This is a genomic window from Nocardioides sp. WS12, from assembly GCF_014108865.1.
GTDB lineage: Bacteria > Actinomycetota > Actinomycetes > Propionibacteriales > Nocardioidaceae > Nocardioides.
The window spans coordinates 1,894,322-1,914,278 of the sequence record NZ_CP053928.1; the positions used below are offsets into that span (position 1 = coordinate 1,894,322).

The 19,957-nt window shown below is 69.1% G+C and carries 22 protein-coding genes; 13 read left to right on the forward strand and 9 right to left on the reverse strand.

Translation table 11 applies throughout. The features are described 5' to 3' along the window. Positions 1 to 64: 64 nt before the first annotated feature. Positions 65 to 1,138, forward strand: coding sequence for a redox-regulated ATPase YchF (gene ychF, locus HRC28_RS09070; RefSeq protein ID WP_182379780.1), 1,074 nt, complete (start codon positions 65 to 67; stop codon positions 1,136 to 1,138). A 99-nt stretch (positions 1,139 to 1,237) separates the two neighbouring features. Further along, positions 1,238 to 1,873: a glyoxalase gene (locus HRC28_RS09075; RefSeq protein WP_182379781.1), complete on the forward strand. Its 636-nt coding sequence runs from the start codon at positions 1,238 to 1,240 to the stop codon at positions 1,871 to 1,873. Positions 1,874 to 1,883: 10 nt separating this feature from the next. Here HRC28_RS09075 and HRC28_RS09080 read toward each other — a convergent pair whose 3' ends face one another. The 3 genes from HRC28_RS09080 to HRC28_RS09090 all read right to left on the reverse strand — a co-directional run bounded on the left by HRC28_RS09080 (position 1,884) and on the right by HRC28_RS09090 (position 3,896). Then, complete coding sequence (locus HRC28_RS09080) at positions 1,884 to 2,840, reverse strand: hypothetical protein (RefSeq protein ID WP_182379782.1); 957 nt, start codon at positions 2,838 to 2,840, stop codon at positions 1,884 to 1,886. Positions 2,841 to 2,921: 81 nt separating this feature from the next. Then, positions 2,922 to 3,257: an HNH endonuclease gene (locus HRC28_RS09085; RefSeq protein WP_182379784.1), complete on the reverse strand. Its 336-nt coding sequence runs from the start codon at positions 3,255 to 3,257 to the stop codon at positions 2,922 to 2,924. A gap of 18 nt (positions 3,258 to 3,275) precedes the next feature. Beyond that, positions 3,276 to 3,896, reverse strand: coding sequence for a hypothetical protein (locus tag HRC28_RS09090; protein WP_182379785.1), 621 nt, complete (start codon positions 3,894 to 3,896; stop codon positions 3,276 to 3,278). A gap of 98 nt (positions 3,897 to 3,994) precedes the next feature. On the opposite strand from HRC28_RS09090, the gene HRC28_RS09095 reads away from it, so the two are divergent. Then, entirely contained in the window at positions 3,995 to 4,381 is a 387-nt protein-coding gene (locus HRC28_RS09095; protein ID WP_182379786.1) for an MmcQ/YjbR family DNA-binding protein, read from the forward strand. A gap of 3 nt (positions 4,382 to 4,384) precedes the next feature. On the opposite strand, the gene HRC28_RS09100 is transcribed toward HRC28_RS09095, so the two are convergent. Beyond that, positions 4,385 to 5,602, reverse strand: a complete 1,218-nt coding sequence (locus HRC28_RS09100; RefSeq protein ID WP_182379787.1) for an oxygenase MpaB family protein — start codon at positions 5,600 to 5,602, stop codon at positions 4,385 to 4,387. Positions 5,603 to 5,679: 77 nt separating this feature from the next. Here HRC28_RS09100 and HRC28_RS09105 point away from each other — a divergent pair, with 77 nt between their 5' ends. Together HRC28_RS09105 and HRC28_RS09110 are read left to right on the forward strand one after the other, a co-directional pair. Next, positions 5,680 to 6,324 carry a TetR/AcrR family transcriptional regulator gene (locus HRC28_RS09105; RefSeq protein ID WP_237111762.1) on the forward strand — a complete coding sequence of 215 codons (645 nt, stop codon included), beginning with the start codon at positions 5,680 to 5,682 and terminating at the stop codon, positions 6,322 to 6,324. A gap of 4 nt (positions 6,325 to 6,328) precedes the next feature. After that, positions 6,329 to 7,099: an enoyl-CoA hydratase-related protein gene (locus tag HRC28_RS09110; protein ID WP_202033279.1), complete on the forward strand. Its 771-nt coding sequence runs from the start codon at positions 6,329 to 6,331 to the stop codon at positions 7,097 to 7,099. A 47-nt stretch (positions 7,100 to 7,146) separates the two neighbouring features. On the opposite strand, the gene HRC28_RS09115 is transcribed toward HRC28_RS09110, so the two are convergent. After that, entirely contained in the window at positions 7,147 to 8,100 is a 954-nt protein-coding gene (locus HRC28_RS09115) for an acyl-ACP desaturase (RefSeq protein WP_237111763.1), read from the reverse strand. Positions 8,101 to 8,279: 179 nt separating this feature from the next. Here HRC28_RS09115 and HRC28_RS09120 point away from each other — a divergent pair, with 179 nt between their 5' ends. Genes HRC28_RS09120 through HRC28_RS09130 form a run of 3 tightly spaced genes read left to right on the forward strand, consistent with a single transcriptional unit; the run spans position 8,280 to position 11,502 of the window. After that, positions 8,280 to 9,032 (forward strand): matrixin family metalloprotease, encoded by a 753-nt coding sequence (locus tag HRC28_RS09120; RefSeq protein ID WP_182379789.1) that lies wholly within the window; start codon positions 8,280 to 8,282, stop codon positions 9,030 to 9,032. Between the two features lie 44 nt (positions 9,033 to 9,076). Beyond that, positions 9,077 to 9,967, forward strand: coding sequence for a DUF1353 domain-containing protein (locus HRC28_RS09125; RefSeq protein WP_182379791.1), 891 nt, complete (start codon positions 9,077 to 9,079; stop codon positions 9,965 to 9,967). A 38-nt stretch (positions 9,968 to 10,005) separates the two neighbouring features. Continuing rightward, the gene (locus HRC28_RS09130) at positions 10,006 to 11,502 is read left to right on the forward strand and encodes an aldehyde dehydrogenase family protein (protein ID WP_182379793.1); all 1,497 of its coding nucleotides are present in this window, start codon (positions 10,006 to 10,008) and stop codon (positions 11,500 to 11,502) included. Here HRC28_RS09130 and HRC28_RS09135 read toward each other — a convergent pair. Further along, a complete protein-coding gene (locus HRC28_RS09135) occupies positions 11,471 to 12,355 on the reverse strand; it encodes a DMT family transporter (RefSeq protein WP_237111764.1) in 885 nt (294 codons plus the stop codon). The genes HRC28_RS09130 and HRC28_RS09135 overlap by 32 nt on opposite strands. A 37-nt stretch (positions 12,356 to 12,392) precedes the next feature. Between HRC28_RS09135 and HRC28_RS09140 the strand changes: the two genes are divergently transcribed. Next, positions 12,393 to 13,811: a PLP-dependent aminotransferase family protein gene (locus HRC28_RS09140; RefSeq protein WP_182379797.1), complete on the forward strand. Its 1,419-nt coding sequence runs from the start codon at positions 12,393 to 12,395 to the stop codon at positions 13,809 to 13,811. Here HRC28_RS09140 and HRC28_RS09145 read toward each other — a convergent pair. Then, positions 13,808 to 14,539 carry a hypothetical protein gene (locus tag HRC28_RS09145; RefSeq protein WP_182379799.1) on the reverse strand — a complete coding sequence of 244 codons (732 nt, stop codon included), beginning with the start codon at positions 14,537 to 14,539 and terminating at the stop codon, positions 13,808 to 13,810. The two genes, HRC28_RS09140 and HRC28_RS09145, sit on opposite strands and share 4 nt — an antisense overlap. Before the next feature lie 23 nt (positions 14,540 to 14,562). On the opposite strand from HRC28_RS09145, the gene rlmC reads away from it, so the two are divergent. Further along, on the forward strand, positions 14,563 to 15,759 hold the full coding sequence (gene rlmC / locus HRC28_RS09150; RefSeq protein ID WP_182379800.1) for a 23S rRNA (uracil(747)-C(5))-methyltransferase RlmC: 1,197 nt from the start codon (positions 14,563 to 14,565) through the stop codon (positions 15,757 to 15,759). Here the strand turns inward: rlmC and HRC28_RS09155 are convergent. After that, positions 15,720 to 16,460 (reverse strand): hemolysin III family protein, encoded by a 741-nt coding sequence (locus HRC28_RS09155; RefSeq protein ID WP_182379801.1) that lies wholly within the window; start codon positions 16,458 to 16,460, stop codon positions 15,720 to 15,722. The genes rlmC and HRC28_RS09155 overlap by 40 nt on opposite strands. Positions 16,461 to 16,561: 101 nt before the next feature. After that, positions 16,562 to 17,689: an AIM24 family protein gene (locus HRC28_RS09160; protein ID WP_182379802.1), complete on the reverse strand. Its 1,128-nt coding sequence runs from the start codon at positions 17,687 to 17,689 to the stop codon at positions 16,562 to 16,564. Between the two features lie 175 nt (positions 17,690 to 17,864). Here HRC28_RS09160 and HRC28_RS09165 point away from each other — a divergent pair, with 175 nt between their 5' ends. Genes HRC28_RS09165 through HRC28_RS09175 form a run of 3 tightly spaced genes read left to right on the forward strand, consistent with a single transcriptional unit; the run spans position 17,865 to position 19,943 of the window. After that, positions 17,865 to 18,638, forward strand: coding sequence for an isoprenyl transferase (locus HRC28_RS09165; RefSeq protein WP_182379803.1), 774 nt, complete (start codon positions 17,865 to 17,867; stop codon positions 18,636 to 18,638). Between the two features lie 55 nt (positions 18,639 to 18,693). Beyond that, the gene (locus HRC28_RS09170; RefSeq protein ID WP_237111765.1) at positions 18,694 to 19,500 is read left to right on the forward strand and encodes a siderophore-interacting protein; all 807 of its coding nucleotides are present in this window, start codon (positions 18,694 to 18,696) and stop codon (positions 19,498 to 19,500) included. Then, a complete protein-coding gene (locus HRC28_RS09175; RefSeq protein ID WP_182379804.1) occupies positions 19,497 to 19,943 on the forward strand; it encodes a DUF3817 domain-containing protein in 447 nt (148 codons plus the stop codon). Before HRC28_RS09170 ends, HRC28_RS09175 begins: the two co-directional genes overlap by 4 nt. Positions 19,944 to 19,957 lie beyond the last annotated feature (14 nt).

A 19,957-nucleotide genomic window follows, 5' to 3' on the forward strand; every position in this document is an offset into this window, starting at 1 on the left:
GGCCGTCGCTGTGTCTCCTCGCTGATTCGGGTCGCTCCGTCGTACGGCCATAGACTCAGCGCCCGTGGCACTCACCATCGGCATCGTCGGTCTCCCGAACGCAGGCAAGTCAACGCTCTTCAACGCGCTGACCAAGAACGACGTCCTCGCGGCGAACTACCCGTTCGCCACCATCGAGCCCAATGTGGGCGTGGTCGGCGTACCCGACGCCCGCCTGCCGAAGCTCGCCGAGATCTACGGCTCCGAGCGGATCCTTCCCGCGACGGTGGAGTTCGTCGACATCGCCGGCATCGTCCGCGGCGCCTCGCAGGGCGAGGGCCTGGGCAACAAGTTCCTGTCGCACATCCGCGAGTCCGCAGCCATCTGCCAGGTGACCCGGGTGTTCCGCGACGAGGACGTCACCCACGTCGACGGCGAGGTCAACCCCGCCAACGACATCTCCACCATCCAGACCGAGCTGATCTTCGCCGACCTCGAGACGGTCGAGAAGTCGATCGTCCGGCTGGAGAAGGAGTCGCGGAAGGTCAAGGACCTGGTCGCGAACCTGGAGGCCGTCAAGGAAGCCAAGGAAGCGCTCGAGTCCGGTACGCCGATCATCGCGACCAAGATCGACCGCGAACTGCTCCGCGAGCTGTCGCTGCTCACCGCCAAGCCGTTCATCTTCGTCTTCAACTGCGACGCCGACGAACTCGCCGACGAGGCCCTCAAGGCGAAGATGCGCGAGATCGTCGCGCCCGCCGAGGCGATCTTCCTCGACGCGAAGTTCGAGTCCGAGCTCGTCGAGCTCGACGACGAAGAAGCCGCCGAGTTCCTTGCCGAGGCCGGCGTCACCGAACCCGGCCTCGAGACCCTGGCCCGCGTCGGCTTCGAAACCCTCGGCCTGCAGACCTACCTGACGGCTGGGCCCAAGGAAACGCGTGCCTGGACGATCCGCAAGGGCGACACCGCCCCCGAGGCCGCCGGCGTGATCCACACCGACTTCCAGAAGGGCTTCATCAAGGCCGAGGTCGTCTCGTTCGACGACCTGACTGCGCTGGGCTCGATGGCCAAGGCCAAGGAAGCCGGCAAGGTCCGCATGGAGGGCAAGGACTACGTCATGGCTGATGGCGACGTGGTGGAGTTCCGCTTCAACGTCTGACGTCGACGAACTCAACCGTCGTCTTGCCCGCGCTGAGCACGCACCTGGTGCGTGCTGAGCGCGGGACAGCGTCACCACACGGGCGAGTAGGGTCCCACCGTGCATGTGAGCATCGACGAACTCGTCATCGCGGATGCCGCGGAGGCGTGGGTGGCAGCGGGATTCACCGTCGACGATGACGAGGTCTGTCGCGTCGGAACCGTGCGGCTCCGGTTGGCGGGGGCCGGGCACGGCAAGGGCATCGTCAGCTGGTCACTGCGCGACGTACCGGCCGGGCTCACGGAGCTGGACGGGATCGTGACCACGGTTTCGGACACACCGCTCGCGGAGCCGGCGCAGCACGCCAACGGGGTGACGCACATCGACCACGTCGTGCTGCTCTCGCCGAATCTGCCGCGAACGCTGGCTGCCCTCGGCGACATCGGGCTGGAGGCGCGTCGGGTCCGCGACGGTGAGCTCGGTGGAGCGCCGGTGCGGCAGGCCTTCTTCCGGCTCGGTGACGTGATCCTGGAGGTCATCGGTGCGCCGGACTCAGCAGGGGAAGGGTCCTCGAGTCTGTGGGGTCTGACGTACACCGTTGACGACATCGACGCCGCGGCCGTATTCCTCGGCGAGCGCACCGGGCCGGTCAAGGATGCGGTCCAACCGGGGCGGCGGATCACCACGCTGCGGAACCGTGAGATCGGCATCTCGGTGCGTACGGCGTTGATCTCACCGCACCGCCGAGACGGCTAGGAGCGACGGCTCACTGAGCCAGGACCCGGGCATCCTCTGCTCGCTCCTGGTCGAACGGCACCGTGCCGAGCTCCAGTCGGAGGTCGCGGATGCCGGAGTGCTCGCGGGCGTACTCCAGTTCCCGCAGCAGGTCGCCGAGCACGTTGTAGAGGACGCTGCCGACGCTCAGCGTCGACAGGGTGCCGAGCGCCTGGCCGTGCTCGTCGACGTACCCGCTCCCGCTGTCGCCGGGGATGCCCGGCGACGGGGCGATGATGACGTGGGCCCAACCCTCGGTCTCGGGTTGGTCGGCCATGGTCTGGGCGGCCTGGCGGGAGGCGGGGCTGTTGTCGCGGCGCAGCGAGGAGCGACCGAAGCCGTAGGCGCGGTCGAGGATGAAGAGACCGCCCTCGGAGAGGCCGTCCGGCCCGCCCCAGTGCGGCATGCTCGGATTGATCAGCTTGCGGTAGCGAGGGTTCACCTTGATCAGCGCGAAGTCGTTGAAGCGACAGGCGTTCGGGTCCTTCTCGCCAACCTTCCGCATCGTGTGCCAACTGCTGTAGGCGAGCCGCCCCTTCGCGAGTTGCTGGCCGGCGTCGTACTTCGTGCCGTGCAGGTTGAACGTCACCTTGGTGCCGAGCGGCCTGGACCGCGCCTTGCAGCCGTTGATCTCGTCGCCGCTCGCCGACGCGCAGTGCGCGGCCTGGCCGAGGTAGACGTTGCCGGCCGCATCGGTGAAGACGAAGTTGGTCGTGCACTGCGCCCGGCCGGTGAGGGTCTGGATGCCCGGAGTGACGGTCGCCTTGCCGAACGGTGTCCATCCCGGCGTACGGCGCACCAGTTGTTCCGTGACGCTGCTGACCGGGGCTGCCAGGTGACGACTCGGCTCGTCCTTCTCGAACGGCTTGAACCAGACGTTCGCGATCGCGAGGATCGTGAGCAGGGTGAGTACCTTGCCCCACCCGATCCCTGGTTCGGTCGCGCTCACCTCCCGATCATCACCCTCCTGCGTCAGGAATGACAGGACGCACGCCGCGACGTGATCAGGGTTGGTGCCGTGCAGCGGGTCTCAGGCGAGCGTTTGCAGGGTCTCGGCCTGCCGGACCAGGAACGTGCGCTCGTCGAGCTTCTTGCGGCGCATCCACGCCGTGACCTCGAGGTTGCACTTGCTGGCGTTGCAGGACCGACAGGCCGGCACGACATTCGTCAACGTGTAGCGACCGCCCCGCGAGATCGGCAGGATGCAGTCCTTCTGGAGCGCGGCATCCACGGCTCCGCAGTAGGCGCAGCCGCCCCAGACCTCCATGAGCGCGAACCACTGGTCGTCGGTCAGGTCGTGGTCCACCTTGGCCATCCGCCGTTGGCGGCGCTTGGCGTACGTCGCGGCACGGCTGCGGGTGGGCACGACGCGAGTATGCCGTGGTCAGGGCTCCCAGATGTCGAGGGTGACCGTGTCGATGGTCCCCGTGTCGTCGAGGAACAGGTCAACGGTGAACCACTCGAGGCAACCGTCGATCGTGGCGTCCGTCGGCTGCAGGGAGACGCGTCGGTGGCCGGCGAGGCCGTCCGGAGCGGGGTTCGGCGGATTGGCGCAGTGCGGGTGCTCGCCGATCGAGGTCATGAAGCCGGCGAGGGAGCCGTCGTCGCCGTCAGATTCGACATGCCGGGCGATCAGGCCCAGTGCGTTGAACGGTCCGACGTGGCCGCGGAAGGCGGCGAGGTCGACGTCCCACGCCCCGATCGAGGCGAGCTCGGCGCGGGCGCGGGTCGCGACGAGGCGGGTGCCGAGTCCGAGGTCGACGTGCGCGGCGAAGGGGAGTGCCGCAGCCATGTCGGCACTCGGGTCGGTCGCCAGGGCCACCAGTGACTGGAGGAGGGCTTTGTCGTCGTACGACGCCGGGGTGGGGGTGCTCGCGGGGAAGCTCTCGGTGGCGCTCGGGCTGGAGGCGGCCGTCGTCGGCTCGGCTGCGACGTCCTCGACCTTGTTGCCGCAGGCCGCGCACGCAAGGACGGCGGCCAGGGCGATGGCGAGACGAGCTCTCATGGCGCACTCCTCGGTTCGGGTGAAGAGAAGACGCCCCGGCGTTGCTGGCGGTTGTCCCTGGGGAGGTGGCTGTCGGTGCGGTGTGGGAAATTTCTTCCGTGCCCGCCCGTCCCGATGTCCCCGAGGCCTACCTCGCCCGATTGCGCCAGACCTTTGCGGCGTTGCCGGAGTGCCACGAGGAGGAGGCGTGGACCGGAGTCCGCTGGCGCGTCGCGGGTACGACGACCACGGTCGCGCACGTCTTCGGCGGCGAGGACCAGTTGTTCCGGATCGTGTTTCGCGCCGAACCCGAGGAGGTGATGGCGTTCCAGCACCTCGGGGCGCCGTACTTCAAGGGCGAATGGGGCGCCAATGTCGTCGGCCTGCTCCTCGACGACAGCTCCGACTGGGAGGAGCTCGAGGAACTTCTCACCGACTCCTACTGCCTGCAGGCACCGCAGCGACTGGTCGACCTGGTCGACCGCCCCGGCGCGTCCCGGTCGTGAGCCTCAGGTGTAGTTCGGGTTGTTGCCCGTCGGCATCGTGATGTTCGTGACCTTGCCCTCGCCGAGGAAGAACCGCACGCCGAGGCGGAGGAACTCGTCGAACAGCCAGTAGCCCTGCGGAGCGAACGGGAACCACATCGTCGCCTCGCGGAACGCGATGAACGGAGGCCACCCGGCCTTCACGAGGGGGTCGGTCACCGGCTCCTTGGGAACCTCGAGCCAGTCGGCAATCTGCTCGCCGAGGCAGAAGCGCGTGAAGGAGTGCAGCATGGGCTTGGTCAGGCCGCCGTCGTACTTCGCGGCCAGGTTGAGCAGGATCTTCGCGAGGGCCACACCCTCGGTGGTCGGTGCGAGGATCGGGTCGAGGACCTGACGGGACTGGGCGTTGGCCCCACTCCAGTTGGCCGGGATGTACTCGTCGGCCACACCCAGCAGGTGCGCGGTGATCTGCCACAGGTGCAGGAATGCCGCAGAGTCCCCGGAGGGCATGGGCACACCCCACGCGGTGAGCTTGTTGAACGAGAAGGTGGCCAGGCTGTGCCAGGTCACCATGATGTCGGCCTGGCTGATCGGCTTGGCCTCATCGGCTGACGCGTGCCAGTGGCTCGACTTCGGAAGCAGGTGGCGCACAGCGGCGTGGGTGAGCCGGGTCTTCAAGCATGTGACCACCATCTGGCCGCCAGGGCCGAAGGCGTCGCGGACGCCGATGTCGTAGCCGAGCTTGGCGGTCTTGTCGATGCGGTCCTTCATCTCGGCACCGCCGGCGGAGTAGTAGACCGCCTTGGCCTCGCGAGGGATGACGCAGCTCATCATTCCGCTGCCGAGCCCGTACAGCACGCCGAGGTAGAGGCCGCGCTTCTCGTAGAACGAGAACGCGCGCGACAACTTGGCCTGGTCGGTCCAAGCGGGCAGTTGGCGGGCCTTCTCGAGGAAGATCCGTACGTCGGCGGGCAGGCCTGCGGGGAGTGCCTGACCGTTGTGGGTCCATGCGGCCAGGAGTTCGTTGACCAGGTCGACCTCTCCCCGCTCGAAGAGCGCGGCGACGAGGGAGTCGGCTTCGTCGTCCCAGACCTGGCGCGGATCCAGGCCGGTCCCGGTGCCGATGACCGACGACGTCGGTGACCATGTCCACGCCGCAGCCGGCATCACGATTCCGAAGGCCCCTGCGGCTCCGAGCGCGCTGCTGCCGCGCAACAGACTCCGCCTGCTGAATCCCTGCATCGGACACTCCTTGGTCGGCATTGGTACGGTGATACGCGTTGAGTATCTATGTATCACGGATCAAGGGAGCTGAACCAGTGGCTGATGCGGTCGGATCACTGCTCGAACGTGCCTTCGCCGACATGGCCGCATCGCTGGCCGCCGACGAAGCGAACGCCGACCTGCTGGACGCGGCGTCCGATCTCTTCTCCCGCCACGGCATCCAGCGGACCACGATGGACGACGTCGCGCGCCGTGCCGGGCTCTCGCGGATCACCGTCTACCGCCGGATCAGCTCCAAGGAGGCGCTGGTCGAACAGGTCGTGCTGCGCGAGTTCCGCCGCTACCTCGACCAGTTCCGCGTCGACATCGCTTCCGCCGATACGGTCGAGGACCGCGTCGTGCTCGGCTTCATCAGCTCGCTGCGTTCGATCAGGAGCAATGCCCTGATCGGTGGATTGATGGTGGCCGAACCTCAGGCCCTCGTACCTCTGCTGGAGACCACGGGACGCACTCTCGCGACGGTTGCGCAGTTCGTCGCGGGCCAGTTGCGCCGGGAGCAGGGAGCCGGCCAGATCGGCGCGGATGTCGACGTCGACTTGGTGGCCGAGGTCATGGTGCGGCTCACGACATCGTTCCTGATGACGCCGAGTGCGTTGGTCGACCTCGAGGACGATCGGCAGCTCGGTGACATCGCCCGCCGATTCCTGGTGCCGATGCTGGGGATCAACCGTCTAGGTTGACGGGGTGACCGAGTCGGACAACGCACTGGCCGTCCAGACGCTCCGCGTCGAGCGGACCCTCGTGATCGGCCTGAACCGGCCCGACAAGCGCAATGCGATCAACGCTGAACTGACGCAGGGCCTCGACGAGGCGCTCAACCTGCTCGATGACGACGACGACTTGTGGTGCGGCGTCCTCACCGGAGGACCGGCGGTCTTCTGCGCCGGTGCTGACCTGGCGGAGGGTCCGGGGGAGCCGACCGATCGTGGTGGCTACGCCGGACTCACCTCGCGGGAGCGCACCAAGCCGCTGATCGCTGCCGTCGAGGGGTACGCCCTGGGTGGCGGGTTCGAACTGGTGTTGAGCTGCGACCTCGTCGTGGCCTCGCGTACGGCGACGTTCGGGTTCCCCGAGGTCAAGCGCGGACTGCTGGCCGACTTCGGTGGCGTCTTCCGCGCGCCGCGGTTGCTGCCGCCGAACGTCGCGCTCGAGATGCTGCTCACGGGGGAGTCCCTCGACGCCGAGCGCGCCGAGCGGCTGGGGTTCGTGAACCGGCTGGTCGAACCGGGGTTGGCGTTCGACATTGCGCTGGGACTCGCCGCGACGATCTGCGGCAACGCACCGCTGGCCGCTCGGGAAGCACTGACGTTGGCCCGCCGGGAGATCCACGGGGACGAAGCGGCGGCCTGGGAGGCCAGCCATGCCGCGCTGGCGCGGCTGCTGGCGTCGAACGACGTGGCGGAGGGCGTTGCTGCCTTCTTCGAGCGGCGCGAGCCGCGGTGGACCGGCCGCTGACGAACGCGGAATGTTGATGCAACCGTCGGGACACCGGCGGCGGTGGCTCAGGAGGCGATGTCCGGCGTGGTGTCGCTGTCCGAACGGGCCGCGATCCGGGCGCGATTCTCTGCGCGGCGCTCCACGAAGCGGGACGCCTGGGCGTCGAGGCCTTCGAGGAACGTCGCGAGTTCAATGCGGGCCTGTTCGCCGACCGCGCTGAAGTTGGTGCGGTCGAAGATGTCCCAGTGCCGCAGGATCGGCATGATCACGTCGTCGTGGTGCAATCTCAAGTCGTAGATGCCGGCCTTGGCGATGATCATCGAGTTGCGGCGAAAACCGGCCATGGTGGCGCCCGGCATCTCGAATCCGATGACCTCGTCGGCGATCGCACGCATGGTTTCGTCGGGGGCGAGCTCCAACGCGGCCCCCACGATGTTGCGGTAGAAGACCATGTGCAGGTTCTCGTCCTTGGAGATCCGGGCGAGCATCCGGTCCGCAACGGGGTCGTTGGTGACCTTGCCGGTGTTGCGGTGCGAGACGCGGGTGGCGAGCTCCTGGAAGGACACGTAGGTGACCGCTTCCAGCGGCGTCTTGTCCCCTGAGTCGTAGCCGGACGTCATGTAGTCGATCCGGGCGCGCTCGAGCTCGACCGGGTCCACCCCGCGGGTCACGACCAGGTAGTCGCGCATGGCAATGCCGTGGCGATTCTCTTCGGCGGTCCAGCGGCCGACCCAGGTGCCCCAGGCGCCGTCGCGACCGAACCGGGTGGCGATCTCACGGTGGTACGACGGCAGGTTGTCCTCGGTCAGCAGGTTGGTGATCATCGCTGCCTTGGCGGTTTCGGAGAGCCGTGACTGTTCGGGCGACCAGTCCTCGCCACCCAGGAATGCGAAGTCGCGGCCCTGGCTCCACGGGACGTAGTCGTGGGGGTGCCACTCCTGCGCCATACCGAGGTGGCGGTCGAGATTCTCCGCAACGACCGGCTCCAGGGCCTCCAGCAAATGGTTTGCAGTACTCACGAGCACTCCCTCATTCGTCTGTCAGTGAGCCTACGCCTCTGGTCCAGGCGCACCTCGATGAAGAAACCCACGCACCTCGATGAAGAAACCCACGCACCTCGATGAAGAAACCCACGCACTTCGTGTGAGAAACCCACGCACCTCGCGCGTGACTGGGGGCTGGGTGACAGGCTGGACGCATGCGAGAGCGCTGGCGATCGGGACTGGTCCTGCTCCTCAGCGCCGTCCTGCTGGCCGGCATCGTCCTGTTCGCACCCGGCAGTGAGAACAGCGCCTTCCGCCGGTTGATCGGAATCGGCGACGACCCACTCGGTACGCCCGCCGACGTCCCCGCGGGTGGGGTGTACGCGTTCCTGGAGCACCAGCGCGGCAACCCGGACGACCCGGTTGCGTGGGATCCGTGCAAGGAGATCCACTTCGAGGTCAACACCGACGGTGCGCCCGACGGCGCTGAGGACACGGTCGACTTCGTGCGCGAAGCGGTTGCGGTCGTCGCCGAGGTCACCGGCCTCCGTTTCGTGTACGACGGCACCACCGATCGCCGACCGAAGTGGGACGGCGCGTTCGTGCCCCTCGGCGGCCGACGTGAGCCGGTCCTCATCTCCTGGGCCACGGCGTCGGAGGTCGATGAACTCAAGGGCAACGTCGCCGGACTCGGCGGGGCCGCTGCCCGCGAAGGTGTCGACGGTCGGCTGCGTTTCATCACGGGCGGTGTCACGCTCGACAGCGCATCGTTCGACGACCTCGAGGACGAGCGCGACGGCGAAGAGTTCCAGCGCGCGATCCTGTTGCACGAGCTCGGCCACCTGGTCGGCCTGGACCACGTCGACTCCCCGGCGGAGTTGATGTTCGCGGACAACATCGGCCAGCGCGACTTCGGTCGCGGTGACCTCAACGGACTGGTCCGGCTCGGCGAGGGCCGCTGCAGCTGACGAGGGTCGGGGATTTCGTCGGCCGGTGGGAGCAGAATCAGGCCATGGACCTCGAGCCGGAGAAGCCGCAACCGTCGAAGTTCTACGACGGGGGCCTGCCCCCGGGCGAGCCGCGCCCTGACCTGCCGGTGAAGGTGATGCTCGAGCGGATCGAGAAGCCGTCGGGGCGCAAGCAGCGGGAGTCCTTCCTGCTGCTGCGCCGGATCGCGTACCGCGATGACGTGTACGGCGAGATCCTGGTGCCGGCCGACCCCGCCACCTTCGAGACCGACTTCACGTCGGTGCCGACGCTGTTCACCTGGCTGGTCCCGAAGACCGGCGCGCACCTGCCCGCGGCGCTGATCCACGACGGCATGGTCGGCGCGCACGACTACGTCGCCACCGGCTATCCGCCGGGACAGGATCCGATCGACCGGGTCGCAGCGGACGCGATCTTCCGCCGCGCCATGCGCGACAGCATGATCGGCCCGATTCGCCAGTGGCTCGTGTGGTCGGCCGTCACCCTCGGCACCATCTGGGGTGGATCGACCGCGTGGAGCACGACCCGCCACTGGCGCTACCGGATCGCCGCCCTCGCCTCGATCCTCGTCGTCGTCGCACTCGGCGTGATCGCCACGCTCGACCTGTTCGACGTCGTGGCCTGGCTCCCCTGGATGGGGGAGGGGCGGTCGTTCGCTGTCGAGTTGGTCGGCGGACTGGCGGGGGCGGTCGTCGTACCGCTCCTGTTGGGGCTGACCTGGGGGCGATTCGCCGTCGCCGGGGTGGTCAGTTGTGTCGCGCTGGCGGTCCTCCTGCACGTCACCGTGCTGCTCGGACTGATCAGCGTCGCCTACCTCGGCGCGGAGTGGGTCGCGCGCCGCAAACCGGTCGCGATGATCGTGCTCGCCGGGGTTGTGATCGCAGCCCACCTGGTGCTGGTGCTTTTGTTCCTGTGAACGTTCCTTCGCTTCCGGAACGGCAGTAGATTCACAGGGTGACCAGCATCGAAACCGCTCCCGCAGAGACCTCCGCGGCGACCTTCACGTCGCTCAACCCCGCCAACGGTGAGGTCGTCGGTACCCACCCCATCCACGACGCCGCGCACGTGCAGGCAACCGTGGCGAGTGTCCGCAAGGAAGCCGAGCGGTGGCGTGCGCTGGGATTCGACGGTCGCAAGAAGGCCCTCGCCGCCTGGCGCAAGGTGATCGCCCACCGCCTCGACGAGCTCGCGTCCCTGATGTCCCGTGAAAATGGCAAGCCGCACGGTGACGCGCTCCTCGAGGCGTCGCTCGCGATCGACCACCTCGCGTGGGCCGGCAGTCATGCCGAGAAGGTGCTCAAGCGCCGGATGGTGTCGCCGGGCCTGCTGATGGTCAATCAGGCCGCCACGATCGAGTACCGCCCCCTGGGCGTCATCGGCGTCATCGGTCCGTGGAACTACCCCGTCTTCACCCCGATGGGTTCCATCGCCTACGCGCTCGCCGCAGGCAACGGGGTGGTCTTCAAGCCCTCCGAGTTCACTCCCGGGATCGGCGAATGGCTCGCCGCGACCTTCAAGGAGGCCGTCGGCCACGGCGTCTTCCAGGTCGTGACCGGGTACGGCGAAACGGGTGCTGCGCTGACGACGTCCGGCGTCGACAAGGTGGCCTTCACCGGATCGACCGCCACGGGCAAGCGGGTGATGGCCGCCGCGGCCGCGACCCTGACGCCCGTCGTGATCGAGGCCGGCGGCAAGGACGCCATGATCGTCGACGCGGACGCCGACATCGCCGAGGCCGTCGACTCCGCCCTGTGGGGTGCATGCGGCAACGCGGGCCAGACCTGCGCCGGCGTCGAGCGGGTCTACGTCCACGACCGCGTCTACGACACCTTCCTCGAGCAGCTGGTCACGGCCGCCGAGAAGGTCAAGGCGGAGCCGGGCGGCCAGCTCGGGCCGATCACGATGCCGTCCCAGGTCGAGATCATCCGGCGCCACATCGACGACGCCATCGCGCGCGGTGGCCGGGCTGTCGTCGGCGGACCGGTGCCCGAGGGTGCCCGCTACGTGCAGCCGACCGTTCTCGTCGACGTCCCCGAGGACTCCGCGGCCATCCAGGAGGAGACGTTCGGCCCGACCGTGACGGTCACGCGGGTCAAGAACATGGACGAGGCGATCCGGCTGGCCAACGGCACCCCGTTCGCTCTCGGGTCGACCGTGTTCGCCAAGGACAAGGGCATGGAGATCGCCGAGCAGCTCCGCGCCGGCATGACCGCCATCAACAGCGTGATCTCCTTCGCCGGCATCCCGACCCTGCCGTTCGGCGGCGTCGGCCAGTCGGGCTTCGGCCGCATTCACGGCGCCGACGGGCTGCGCGAGTTCACCTATCCGCACGCGATCGCGCGTCAGCGGTTCCGCCCGGCGATCGAGTTGACGTCGTTCCGTCGTACCGACAAGGCGGAGCAGCAGTTGGTCAAGGTGATCAAGGGGCTCTACGGGCGCGGGAAGAAGTAGCGCCCCGCGCGAGCAGGATCACCGCGAGGCCACCGACGAAGGTGAGCCAGGTGATCTGCTCGGCGAGCAGGAGTCCCGCCCACGCGATGCTCAGCACCGGCTGGATCAACTGGACCTGGCTGACCTGTGCCATCGGGCCGATGGCCAGGCCGTGGTACCAGGCGAAGAAGCCGAGATACATGCTGATCACCGACAGGTAGGCGAAGCACGCCCACACGCCGATCGATCCGCTCGGCGGCTGTTGGGCGACGCTGACCCCGGTCAGCACGGCCATCGCGGGGAGCGCGACCACCAGGCCCCACGAGATGGTCTGCCACGGGCCGAGTTCCTTGGTGAGCAGGGCGCCCTCGGCGTACCCCGCGGCGCAGACGAAGACGCCGATGAAGAGCAGGACGTCGGCGCGCTGGAGGTGGCTGATTCCACCGCCCTGAGCGACCGCGAAGGCGATCGCCGCGGCGGCACCGAGCGCAGAGAAGATCCAGAACGCGCGCACGGGGCGTTCTCCGGTCCGGAGCACGGCGATCACGGCGGTTGCGGCAGGCAGCAGGGCGATGACCACCGCACCGTGCGCGGCCGGCACCTCGGTCAGGGCGTAGGACGTCAGCAGCGGGAAGCCCGCGACGACGCCACCCGCGACGACGAGCAGTTGGAGCCACTGGCGTCCGCGGGGGAGCGCCTGCCGCGTGACGGTGAGGACGGTGGCAGCCAGGAGTGCGGCGACCACTGCGCGGCCGGCGCCGATGAACAGCGGCGAGAGGCCTTCGAGGGCGATCCGCGTGAGCGGAAGCGTGAAGGAGAAGGCGAGGACGCCCAGGAATCCCCAACCGAGACCGGCCGGAGATGCCGATAGCACCTTGCGCTGCGAGACGATAGCGCTACTCTGTACTGACATGAATGACGATAGCACCTCCCGTCTGGTCGCGGGCATCCGAGCGTGGATCCGCGACGCGCCTGCCGGCGCCCAGCTGCCCTCGACCCGTCAACTCGTCGCTGAGTACGCCGCCAGCCCGGTCACCGTCCAGAAGGCACTGCGCCGCCTGGCGGCCGAGGGGCTGCTCGAGACGCGTCCCGGCGTCGGCACGTTCGTCCGCACGGTGCGTCCCAGTCGCGGACCAGACTTCGGCTGGCAGAGCGCCGCACTGCGCACCCCCCGGTCCGTGATCCCGCGCATCGCCGGACCGCTGCAGACCGCGCCACCCGGAGCGCAGGCCCTGCACGCGGGCTATCCCGGTCCGGACCTGCTGCCCGAGCGGCTGGTGCGCGCCGCGCTGGGTCGGGCCGCTCGGGGCGCCGCGGCGACCTCGCGGCCGCCCTCGGCAGGCCTGCAGGAACTGCGTGCCTGGTTCGCGGCCGAGCTGGCCACGTCGACCCGGCAGGACCTCGCGCCCGTGACCGCCAATGACGTGGTGATCGCGCCCGGTAGTCAGAGCGCGCTCTCCTCGATCTTCCGCGCTCTGGTCGCCCCGGGACAGGCGCTGCTGGTCGAGTCACCGACCTACTGGGGCGCGATCCAGGCGGCCCATCAGGCCGGCGTCGAGCCCGTACCGGTGCCGGTGGCCAGCGACGGCACCGGCCCCGACCCCGAGGAGCTCGATCGGTCCTTCCGTGAGACCGGCGCCCGGGCGTTCTACGCCCAGCCCAACTACGCCAACCCGACGGGCGCCCAATGGAGCCTCGCCCGGGCCGAGGAGATCCTCGACGTGGTCCGCGCCCACGGAGCCTTCGTGGTCGACGACGACTGGGCGCACGACTTCGGCATCGACACGGACCCGCGCCCGCTCGCCGCCCTCGACGACGGTGGCCACGTGGTCTACCTGCGCTCGCTCACCAAGAGCATGTCGCCGAGCATCCGCGTCGCCGCCGTGATCGCGCGTGGACCGGCGCGGGACCGGATCCTGGCCGACCGGGCGGCGGAGTCGATGTACGTCAGCGGCCTGCTCCAGCAGGCCGCGCTCGATGTCGTGTCCGACCCCGGCTGGCGGACCCACCTGCGCCGGTTGCGCGAGCAACTCCGTGACCGCCGCGGCCTGCTGGTCGACAGCCTCCGCGCCCACGCACCCGAGCTGCAACTCGACCTGGTGCCACCCGGCGGCCTCCACCTGTGGTGCCGGCTCCCGGACGGTACCGACGTCGATCGGCTGGTCCGTGACTGTGCCAACGAAGGGGTCTGGATCTCCTCGGGGGACGAGTGGTTCCCGGCCGAGCCGTCGGGTCCGCACCTGCGGTTGACGTTCATCGGACCGGACCCGGCCGGCTATCCGGATGCGGTGAGGACGATCGCGCGGATGCTGGCTGCGCAGGGGTCCTAAGCGGCCGGGTCGTTGCCGCGGTCGGCGTTCAGCACCGCGATCTTCTGCCAGATCTTTCGCTCCAGTGACACGGTGAGCGTTTCGATGGTGCTGACCGTGTCGAGCACGATCGGGTCGCGCGACTCCTCCGCACACAGCGCCGCAGTCTTGCCGATCAGGCTCAGCAGTTCCGAGCAGTAGTCGAGGTAGTGCTCCAGCTGTTCCTTTGTGGTCAGCTCCATGTCGATGCTCTCGGTGGTGCTGCGGAACGTCTCGCGCAGCCGCTCGGGATCCTTGGTCAACTGGTGCATGTCGACGATGTGCGCGAGCGAACGGAGCCGGTGCAACAAGGTGAGCAGGCGTTGGCGCTGGAGGCGCTCGGGCACCGAGTAGAGGAACCAGATCGCGATCGCCGCGAAGACCAGGTCGTTGACGCCGCTCTCCAGGACGGGAAGCCACTCGAGCCCGGAGTCGGGTGCGTCCATGGCCGCTGAGCGCACGGCGAGCACCATCACGCTGAAGGCGACGAGGATGACCAGGATGATGCCGAAGCGGGACAGGCTGGCCAGCCAGGCCCGCCGGCCCCGGACCGCCCTGGTCGACTCCTTGACCTCGTCGACCACCCCGGCGAGCTCGCCGACGACCTTGCGCAGCCCGCGATTCCTGAACCGCGCGTCGATGCGGCGCTCCAGTTGCTGAACGGTGTCGAGCACCGCTTCCGGGTTGACCCTGTCGTAGGAGTACTCCACGCGCCGCAGCCTACGATGACGCCATGGTTCTCGCCGTGCTCGACTGCGCACATTTCACGGCGGGGGAGTGCCGGTCGTGCACATGGCTCGGTCGTGCGTACGACGACCAGCTGGCCACGAAGGACACCGCAGTCCAGTCGCTGCTGGGTGCGGCACACGGAGCCGACGGACTCGTCTGGGACCCGCCCGTGGCCAGCCGCCCGGACGGCTTCCGCAACAAGGCGAAGATGGTCGTCGCCGGCACCGCAGAGGCGCCGACACTCGGCATTCTCGACCCGACCGGGAAGGGCGTCGACCTGCGCGACTGCGCCCTGCACACGCCCGGAATCATGGCGGCGCTGCCGCACCTCGCGGCGTTCGTGACGCGCGCCGAACTGGCACCGTACGACGTGGCCTCGGACCTGCCGGTGGCGCAGCGCGGGGAGCTCAAGCACCTGCTGGTGACCGAGTCGCCCGACGGTGAACTGATGGTGCGCTTCGTCGCACGCTCCACGAGTACCGAGGCGCGGATCCGCAAGCACCTGCCCTGGCTGCAGGAGCAGTTGCCGCACCTGCGGGTGGCGACGCTCAATGTCCAGCCGGACCACCGGGCAGTTCTCGAGGGCGAGCGCGAGGTCGTGCTGACCGACGCTGACACGTTGCCGATGCGTCTCAACGACGTGACCCTGCACCTGCGTCCGCGCAGCTTCTTCCAGACCAACACCGATGTCGCGTCGGCGCTCTACCAGGAGGCGCGGTCGTGGGTGGCTGCTCTGGCGCCGACCCGCGTCGTCGACCTGTACTGCGGTGTCGGCGGCTTCGCGCTGCACCTGGCGGCTGAGGGTCGGGAAGTGACCGGGATCGAGATCAGCGCCGACGCGATCGCCAGCGCGGAGCGCTCACGCGACGAGGCCGGCCTGCCCGGCGAACTGCGCTTCGAGGTGGGCGACGCCACCGCGCCCCAGCACGAGGCCCTGCTCGCCGCAGCCGATCTGGTCGTGGTGAACCCACCGCGCCGCGGCCTCGGCACCGACCTGGCCCGTCGACTCGAGGAGTCCGGTGCGCGCCACGTCCTCTACTCCAGTTGCAACCCGGAGACCCTGGCGCGCGACCTGGCCGACCTGACGTCGTACCGGCTCGTGAGGGGGCGGCTGCTCGACATGTTCCCGCAGACGCCGCTGTCCGAAGTGCTGGTCCTGCTTCAGCGCAACGAGTACGTCGCCAACGAGATGCCGACGTAGTGCGTCACGAACGCGGCGATCGTGAAGCCGTGGAACACCTCGTGGAAGCCGAACACGCGGGGCGAGGGGTTCGGCCACTGGAAGCCGTAGACCAGGCCGCCCACGGTGTAGAGCGCGCCGCCGGTCGCGATGAGGACGAAGATCGCGATGCCGACGCCGAGGCCGAGGGCGGTCGCGCCGTCGTAGAACGCGGGCAGGAAGAACAGTGCGGCCCAGCCCATCGCGATGTAGATCGGCGCCGACAGCCAACGCGGCGCCGACGGCCAGAGCACCTTGAACGCGATCCCGAGCAGGGCGCTGGTCCACGCGGTGGTGAGCAGGATGACCTGGGCGGATCCGTCGAGAAGGATGAGCGCAAACGGCGTGTAGGAGCCGGCGATGAACAAGAAGATGTTCGAGTGGTCGATCCGGTTGAGGATCCTCCACACCTTTGGCGACCAGGTGCCGCGGTGGTAGAGCGCCGAGCAGCCGAACAGCAGCATCGCCGACGACACGAAGAAGATCGACCCCACGCGCGTCGAGGCGGTCGGTGACAGGCAGATCAGCACGATGCCGGCGGCGAGGACCAGGGGCGTCGAGGCGAGGTGGATCCACCCGCGCAGCTTCGGTTTGACGTCCGCGAGGGTCTCGCTGATGGTCTCCGTGATGGCGTCGAGGCGTGCCAGGGCCTTTTCGCTCGAATCATGGAAGGCCTGGCTCATGGGGTCGAGCCTACTGGCCCTTGGTGAAACAGGCGGCGGCCGGATGGACGTGACTTCACGCTCATCCGGCCGCCGCGAATCCTCCGATCGGAGGATGTACCTCAGTGCGTGTGCGGTGGTACGACGCCGCCTTCCGACGGCTGCACGATCACGAAGCCCTGGCCGCTGAACGCGACCTGGAACGCCTCGCCCGAACCGCGGCCGATCAGGGCGCCGGCGGTGAACGAGGACTTGATCGACGTCTGCAGGTGCACCGACCAGGCCACGAGGGCCTGGGCGTCGGCGAACGTCGGCGCCTCGGCGGCGTTCAACACGACCGGCTGACCGTCGGTCGTGATGGCCACCCAGCCGGTCCCGCGCAGTGTCGTGTTGAACAGGCCGCCCGCGGCGATGCTGCCGCCCTTGACCCGCTCGACGTTCCAGTCGAGGGTGGCAGAGAACGCCAGCACGTTGGTGCCGCTGACGGACAGGCCGCTGTTGTTGAGGTGCAGGATGTGCACCTCGTGGCCGCCGTCGGCGAGGAACACGTCGCCCTGGCCCTCGACCCGCATGAGGGACAGGCCCTCACCGGTGAACGCCTTCTTCAGGAACTTGGCCGCGCCGCCGCCCTGGTAGTTGAAGCCGACATTGCCCTGGTAGGCGACCATCGCGCCCTGCTTGGCCATGAAGGGTTCGACCACACGGACGCGGAGCATCCGCTTGTTCTGCAGGCTGGCGCCGACGCCGTCCTTCTCGCTGAACCGGCCGTCGATCAGCTCGCCGGTGATGCCGGCGAAGGCGTCGCCGTACGGCTGGCCGTTCATCGGCTGGCCGACCGGCTGGCCGCCCATCGGCTGGCCGACCGGCTGGGCCTGCACGGGTTGGGCCTGCTGGGCCGCCCACTGCTGGGCGGGGTCGGGCTGGGCGGCCATCTGCTGGGTCGCCATCGGCTGCTCGGCCACGGGCTCGGCGGACTGCGCCGCCCACTGGTCGGCGGCGGGCTGCTCGGCCACGGGCTCGGCGGACATCGAGTCACCCGTCGACTCGCCCATCGACTCGCCCATTGACTCGGACGAGACGGAACCGCTGTCGGAGGAGTCGCCCTGGGCGGCTCCGGCGTCGGCGGGGGCGTTGACCGGTGAGGTCGACTGCACTCCCTGGTCAGACACGTGGTCAGTCCACTGGGAGCCGTCCCAGTAGCGGAGCTCGTGGCGACCGGTGGGGTCCGGATGCCAGGCAGCTGCGGTCATCGTCGTCGTCCCTCTCTTGAAGTTCCAGGGCGCGAGCCCTCTCGAAGTGCTGGCGTGGAGCCGAGTTGCTCCCACCCCATCGTGCCCATCGTGTCAGCCAGTGGGTTGACCCGAAAGGCCCGGCCACGCGATCCGGTGCTCCCGAGTGAGGGCCGGGGTGGCCTACGATCGGGTTGTGGCGGATTGGAAGCGTGGCGTGCGCAGGGTGCTCTACCCCGCTTACGAGGCACGCATGCTTCGCCGGATGCCCGGAAACCTGCCCAAACACGTCGGCGTGATGCTCGACGGCAACCGGCGCTGGGCCAAGGCCGTGGGCCAGGACACCGCGCACGGGCATCGGGTCGGCGCCGCCAACATCGAGCCGCTCCTGACCTGGTGCGACGAAGTCGGCATCGAGGTGGTCACGTTGTGGCTGCTCTCCACCGACAATCTCAACCGTCCGGCGCGCGAGCTCGAGCCGCTCCTGGAGATCATCTCCGACGCCGTCGACTCGCTCGCCGACCAGCGCCGCTGGCGCCTCCACCCGGTCGGCGCCCTCGACCTGCTGCCCGCCTCGACCGCCGAGCGGCTCAAGGCTGCGGCGGCCGCGACCGCCGATGTCGACGGAATGATCGTCAACGTCGCCGTGGCGTACGGCGGGCGCCGCGAGATCGCCGACGCGGTCCGCTCCCTGCTGACCGAGCACGCCGCCAAGGGCACGCCGCTCGACGAACTCGCGCAGATGATCGACATCGAGCACATCGAGGAACACCTCTACACGAAGGGCCAGCCGGACCCGGACCTCGTGATCCGCACCTCCGGTGAGCAGCGACTCGGTGGCTTCCTGCTCTGGCAGAGCGCGAAGTCGGAGTTCTACTTCTGCGAGGCGTACTGGCCCGACTTCCGTCGCGTCGACTTCCTCCGCGCGATCCGGGCCTACGCCCTGCGTGATCGGCGCCACGGCACCTGAGGCCGCGGCTCGACCTCCCGGTCGGGCCGACCAGACGCTCGTTAGGCTCGAGGCCGTGAGCACCACGCCCCCCGCGCCACCGGTGAAGCCGGCCAAAGCACCGCAACCGGTCACGCTGCTGACCGTCGAGGGCAAGGAACAGCTCAGCCCCGGCATGGTGCGGATCCGCTTCAGCGGCGACCTCGCGGCCTTCGAGGGTGTCGACTGGACCGACCGCTACATGAAGTTCATCTTCGGCGACCCCGCGCTCCTCGCGCAGGGGGAGCGCCCGACCATGCGCACCTACAGCGTGATCGCGCCCGACGTGGCCGCCGGCACGCTCGCGGTCGACTTCGTGGTCCACGGCGACGAGGGCGTCGCCGGTCCGTGGGCGACCGCAGCGAAGCCGGGCGACACCATCAACGTCAAGGGACCGAACGGCGCCTACGCCCCGGACCCCGACGCCGACTGGCACCTGTTCGCCGGCGACGAGGCAGCGATCCCCGCGATCCGGCAGTCGCTGGCGGCCCTGGCGGCCGATGCTCAGGGGTACGTCGTGTTGCAGGTCGACGGGCCGCCGTACCAGCAGGAGGTGGCGACGCCCGCGGGCATCGAACTGACCTGGCTGCACCGCACCGACGACGCGCACCCCGGCCTGGCCGACGCCGTCCGCGCCCTGCCGTGGCGCGAAGGCCGCGTCCACGCGTTCGTGCACGGTGAGGCCCAGGCCGTGATGCACGAGATCCGGCCGTACCTGTTCAAGGAGCGCGCGGTGCCGCGCGCCGACGTCTCCATCTCCGGCTATTGGCGCCAGGGCCGCACTGAGGAGTCCTTCCGCGACTGGAAGGCCGCGCTCGCGCGCGCCGAGGAGAGTCAGGCATGAACCCCACCCGCTTGTTCCGCACCGTTGCGATCGCCGAGGCGATCACCTGGACCGGCCTGCTGTTCGGCATGTTCCTCAAGTACGGCCCCGCTGACAACGAGACTGGCGTGCGCATCTTCGGGATGCTCCACGGTGTTGTCTTCATCGCGTACGGCGTCGGGACGCTGGTCGTGTGGGTCGACCGCCGCTGGTCGGCCGGGCGCGGACTGCTGGCCCTCGCGGCCGCGATTCCGCCGCTGGCGACGCTGCCGCTGGAGTGGTGGGCCATCCGCAAGGGTTGGCTCGGTGACACGTGGCGGCTTCCGGCCGGTGCGGGCGCTTCGCTGCCCGACCGCGTGGTCGCCTGGCTGCTGCGCAACCCGCTCCGCGGTGCGGCCGTCGGCCTCGTTGCCGTCGCGGCACTGACCGGTGTCGCGCTGATGGTGGGCCCGCCGGGTTCCTGACGGAACCGGTCGTG

Excerpts from the sequence above, each read along its gene's own strand:
- HRC28_RS09090 (WP_182379785.1), bottom strand. The coding sequence starts at position 3,896 with ATGAGAGCTCGTCTCGCCATCGCCCTGGCCGCCGTCCTTGCGTGCGCG.
- HRC28_RS09100 (WP_182379787.1), bottom strand. The coding sequence starts at position 5,602 with ATGCAGGGATTCAGCAGGCGGAGTCTGTTGCGCGGCAGCAGCGCGCTC.
- HRC28_RS09120 (WP_182379789.1), top strand. The coding sequence starts at position 8,280 with ATGCGAGAGCGCTGGCGATCGGGACTGGTCCTGCTCCTCAGCGCCGTC.
- HRC28_RS09125 (WP_182379791.1), top strand. The coding sequence starts at position 9,077 with ATGGACCTCGAGCCGGAGAAGCCGCAACCGTCGAAGTTCTACGACGGG.
- HRC28_RS09140 (WP_182379797.1), top strand. The coding sequence starts at position 12,393 with ATGAATGACGATAGCACCTCCCGTCTGGTCGCGGGCATCCGAGCGTGG.
- rlmC (WP_182379800.1), top strand. The coding sequence starts at position 14,563 with ATGGTTCTCGCCGTGCTCGACTGCGCACATTTCACGGCGGGGGAGTGC.
- HRC28_RS09155 (WP_182379801.1), bottom strand. The coding sequence starts at position 16,460 with ATGAGCCAGGCCTTCCATGATTCGAGCGAAAAGGCCCTGGCACGCCTC.
- HRC28_RS09160 (WP_182379802.1), bottom strand. The coding sequence starts at position 17,689 with ATGACCGCAGCTGCCTGGCATCCGGACCCCACCGGTCGCCACGAGCTC.
- HRC28_RS09175 (WP_182379804.1), top strand. The coding sequence starts at position 19,497 with ATGAACCCCACCCGCTTGTTCCGCACCGTTGCGATCGCCGAGGCGATC.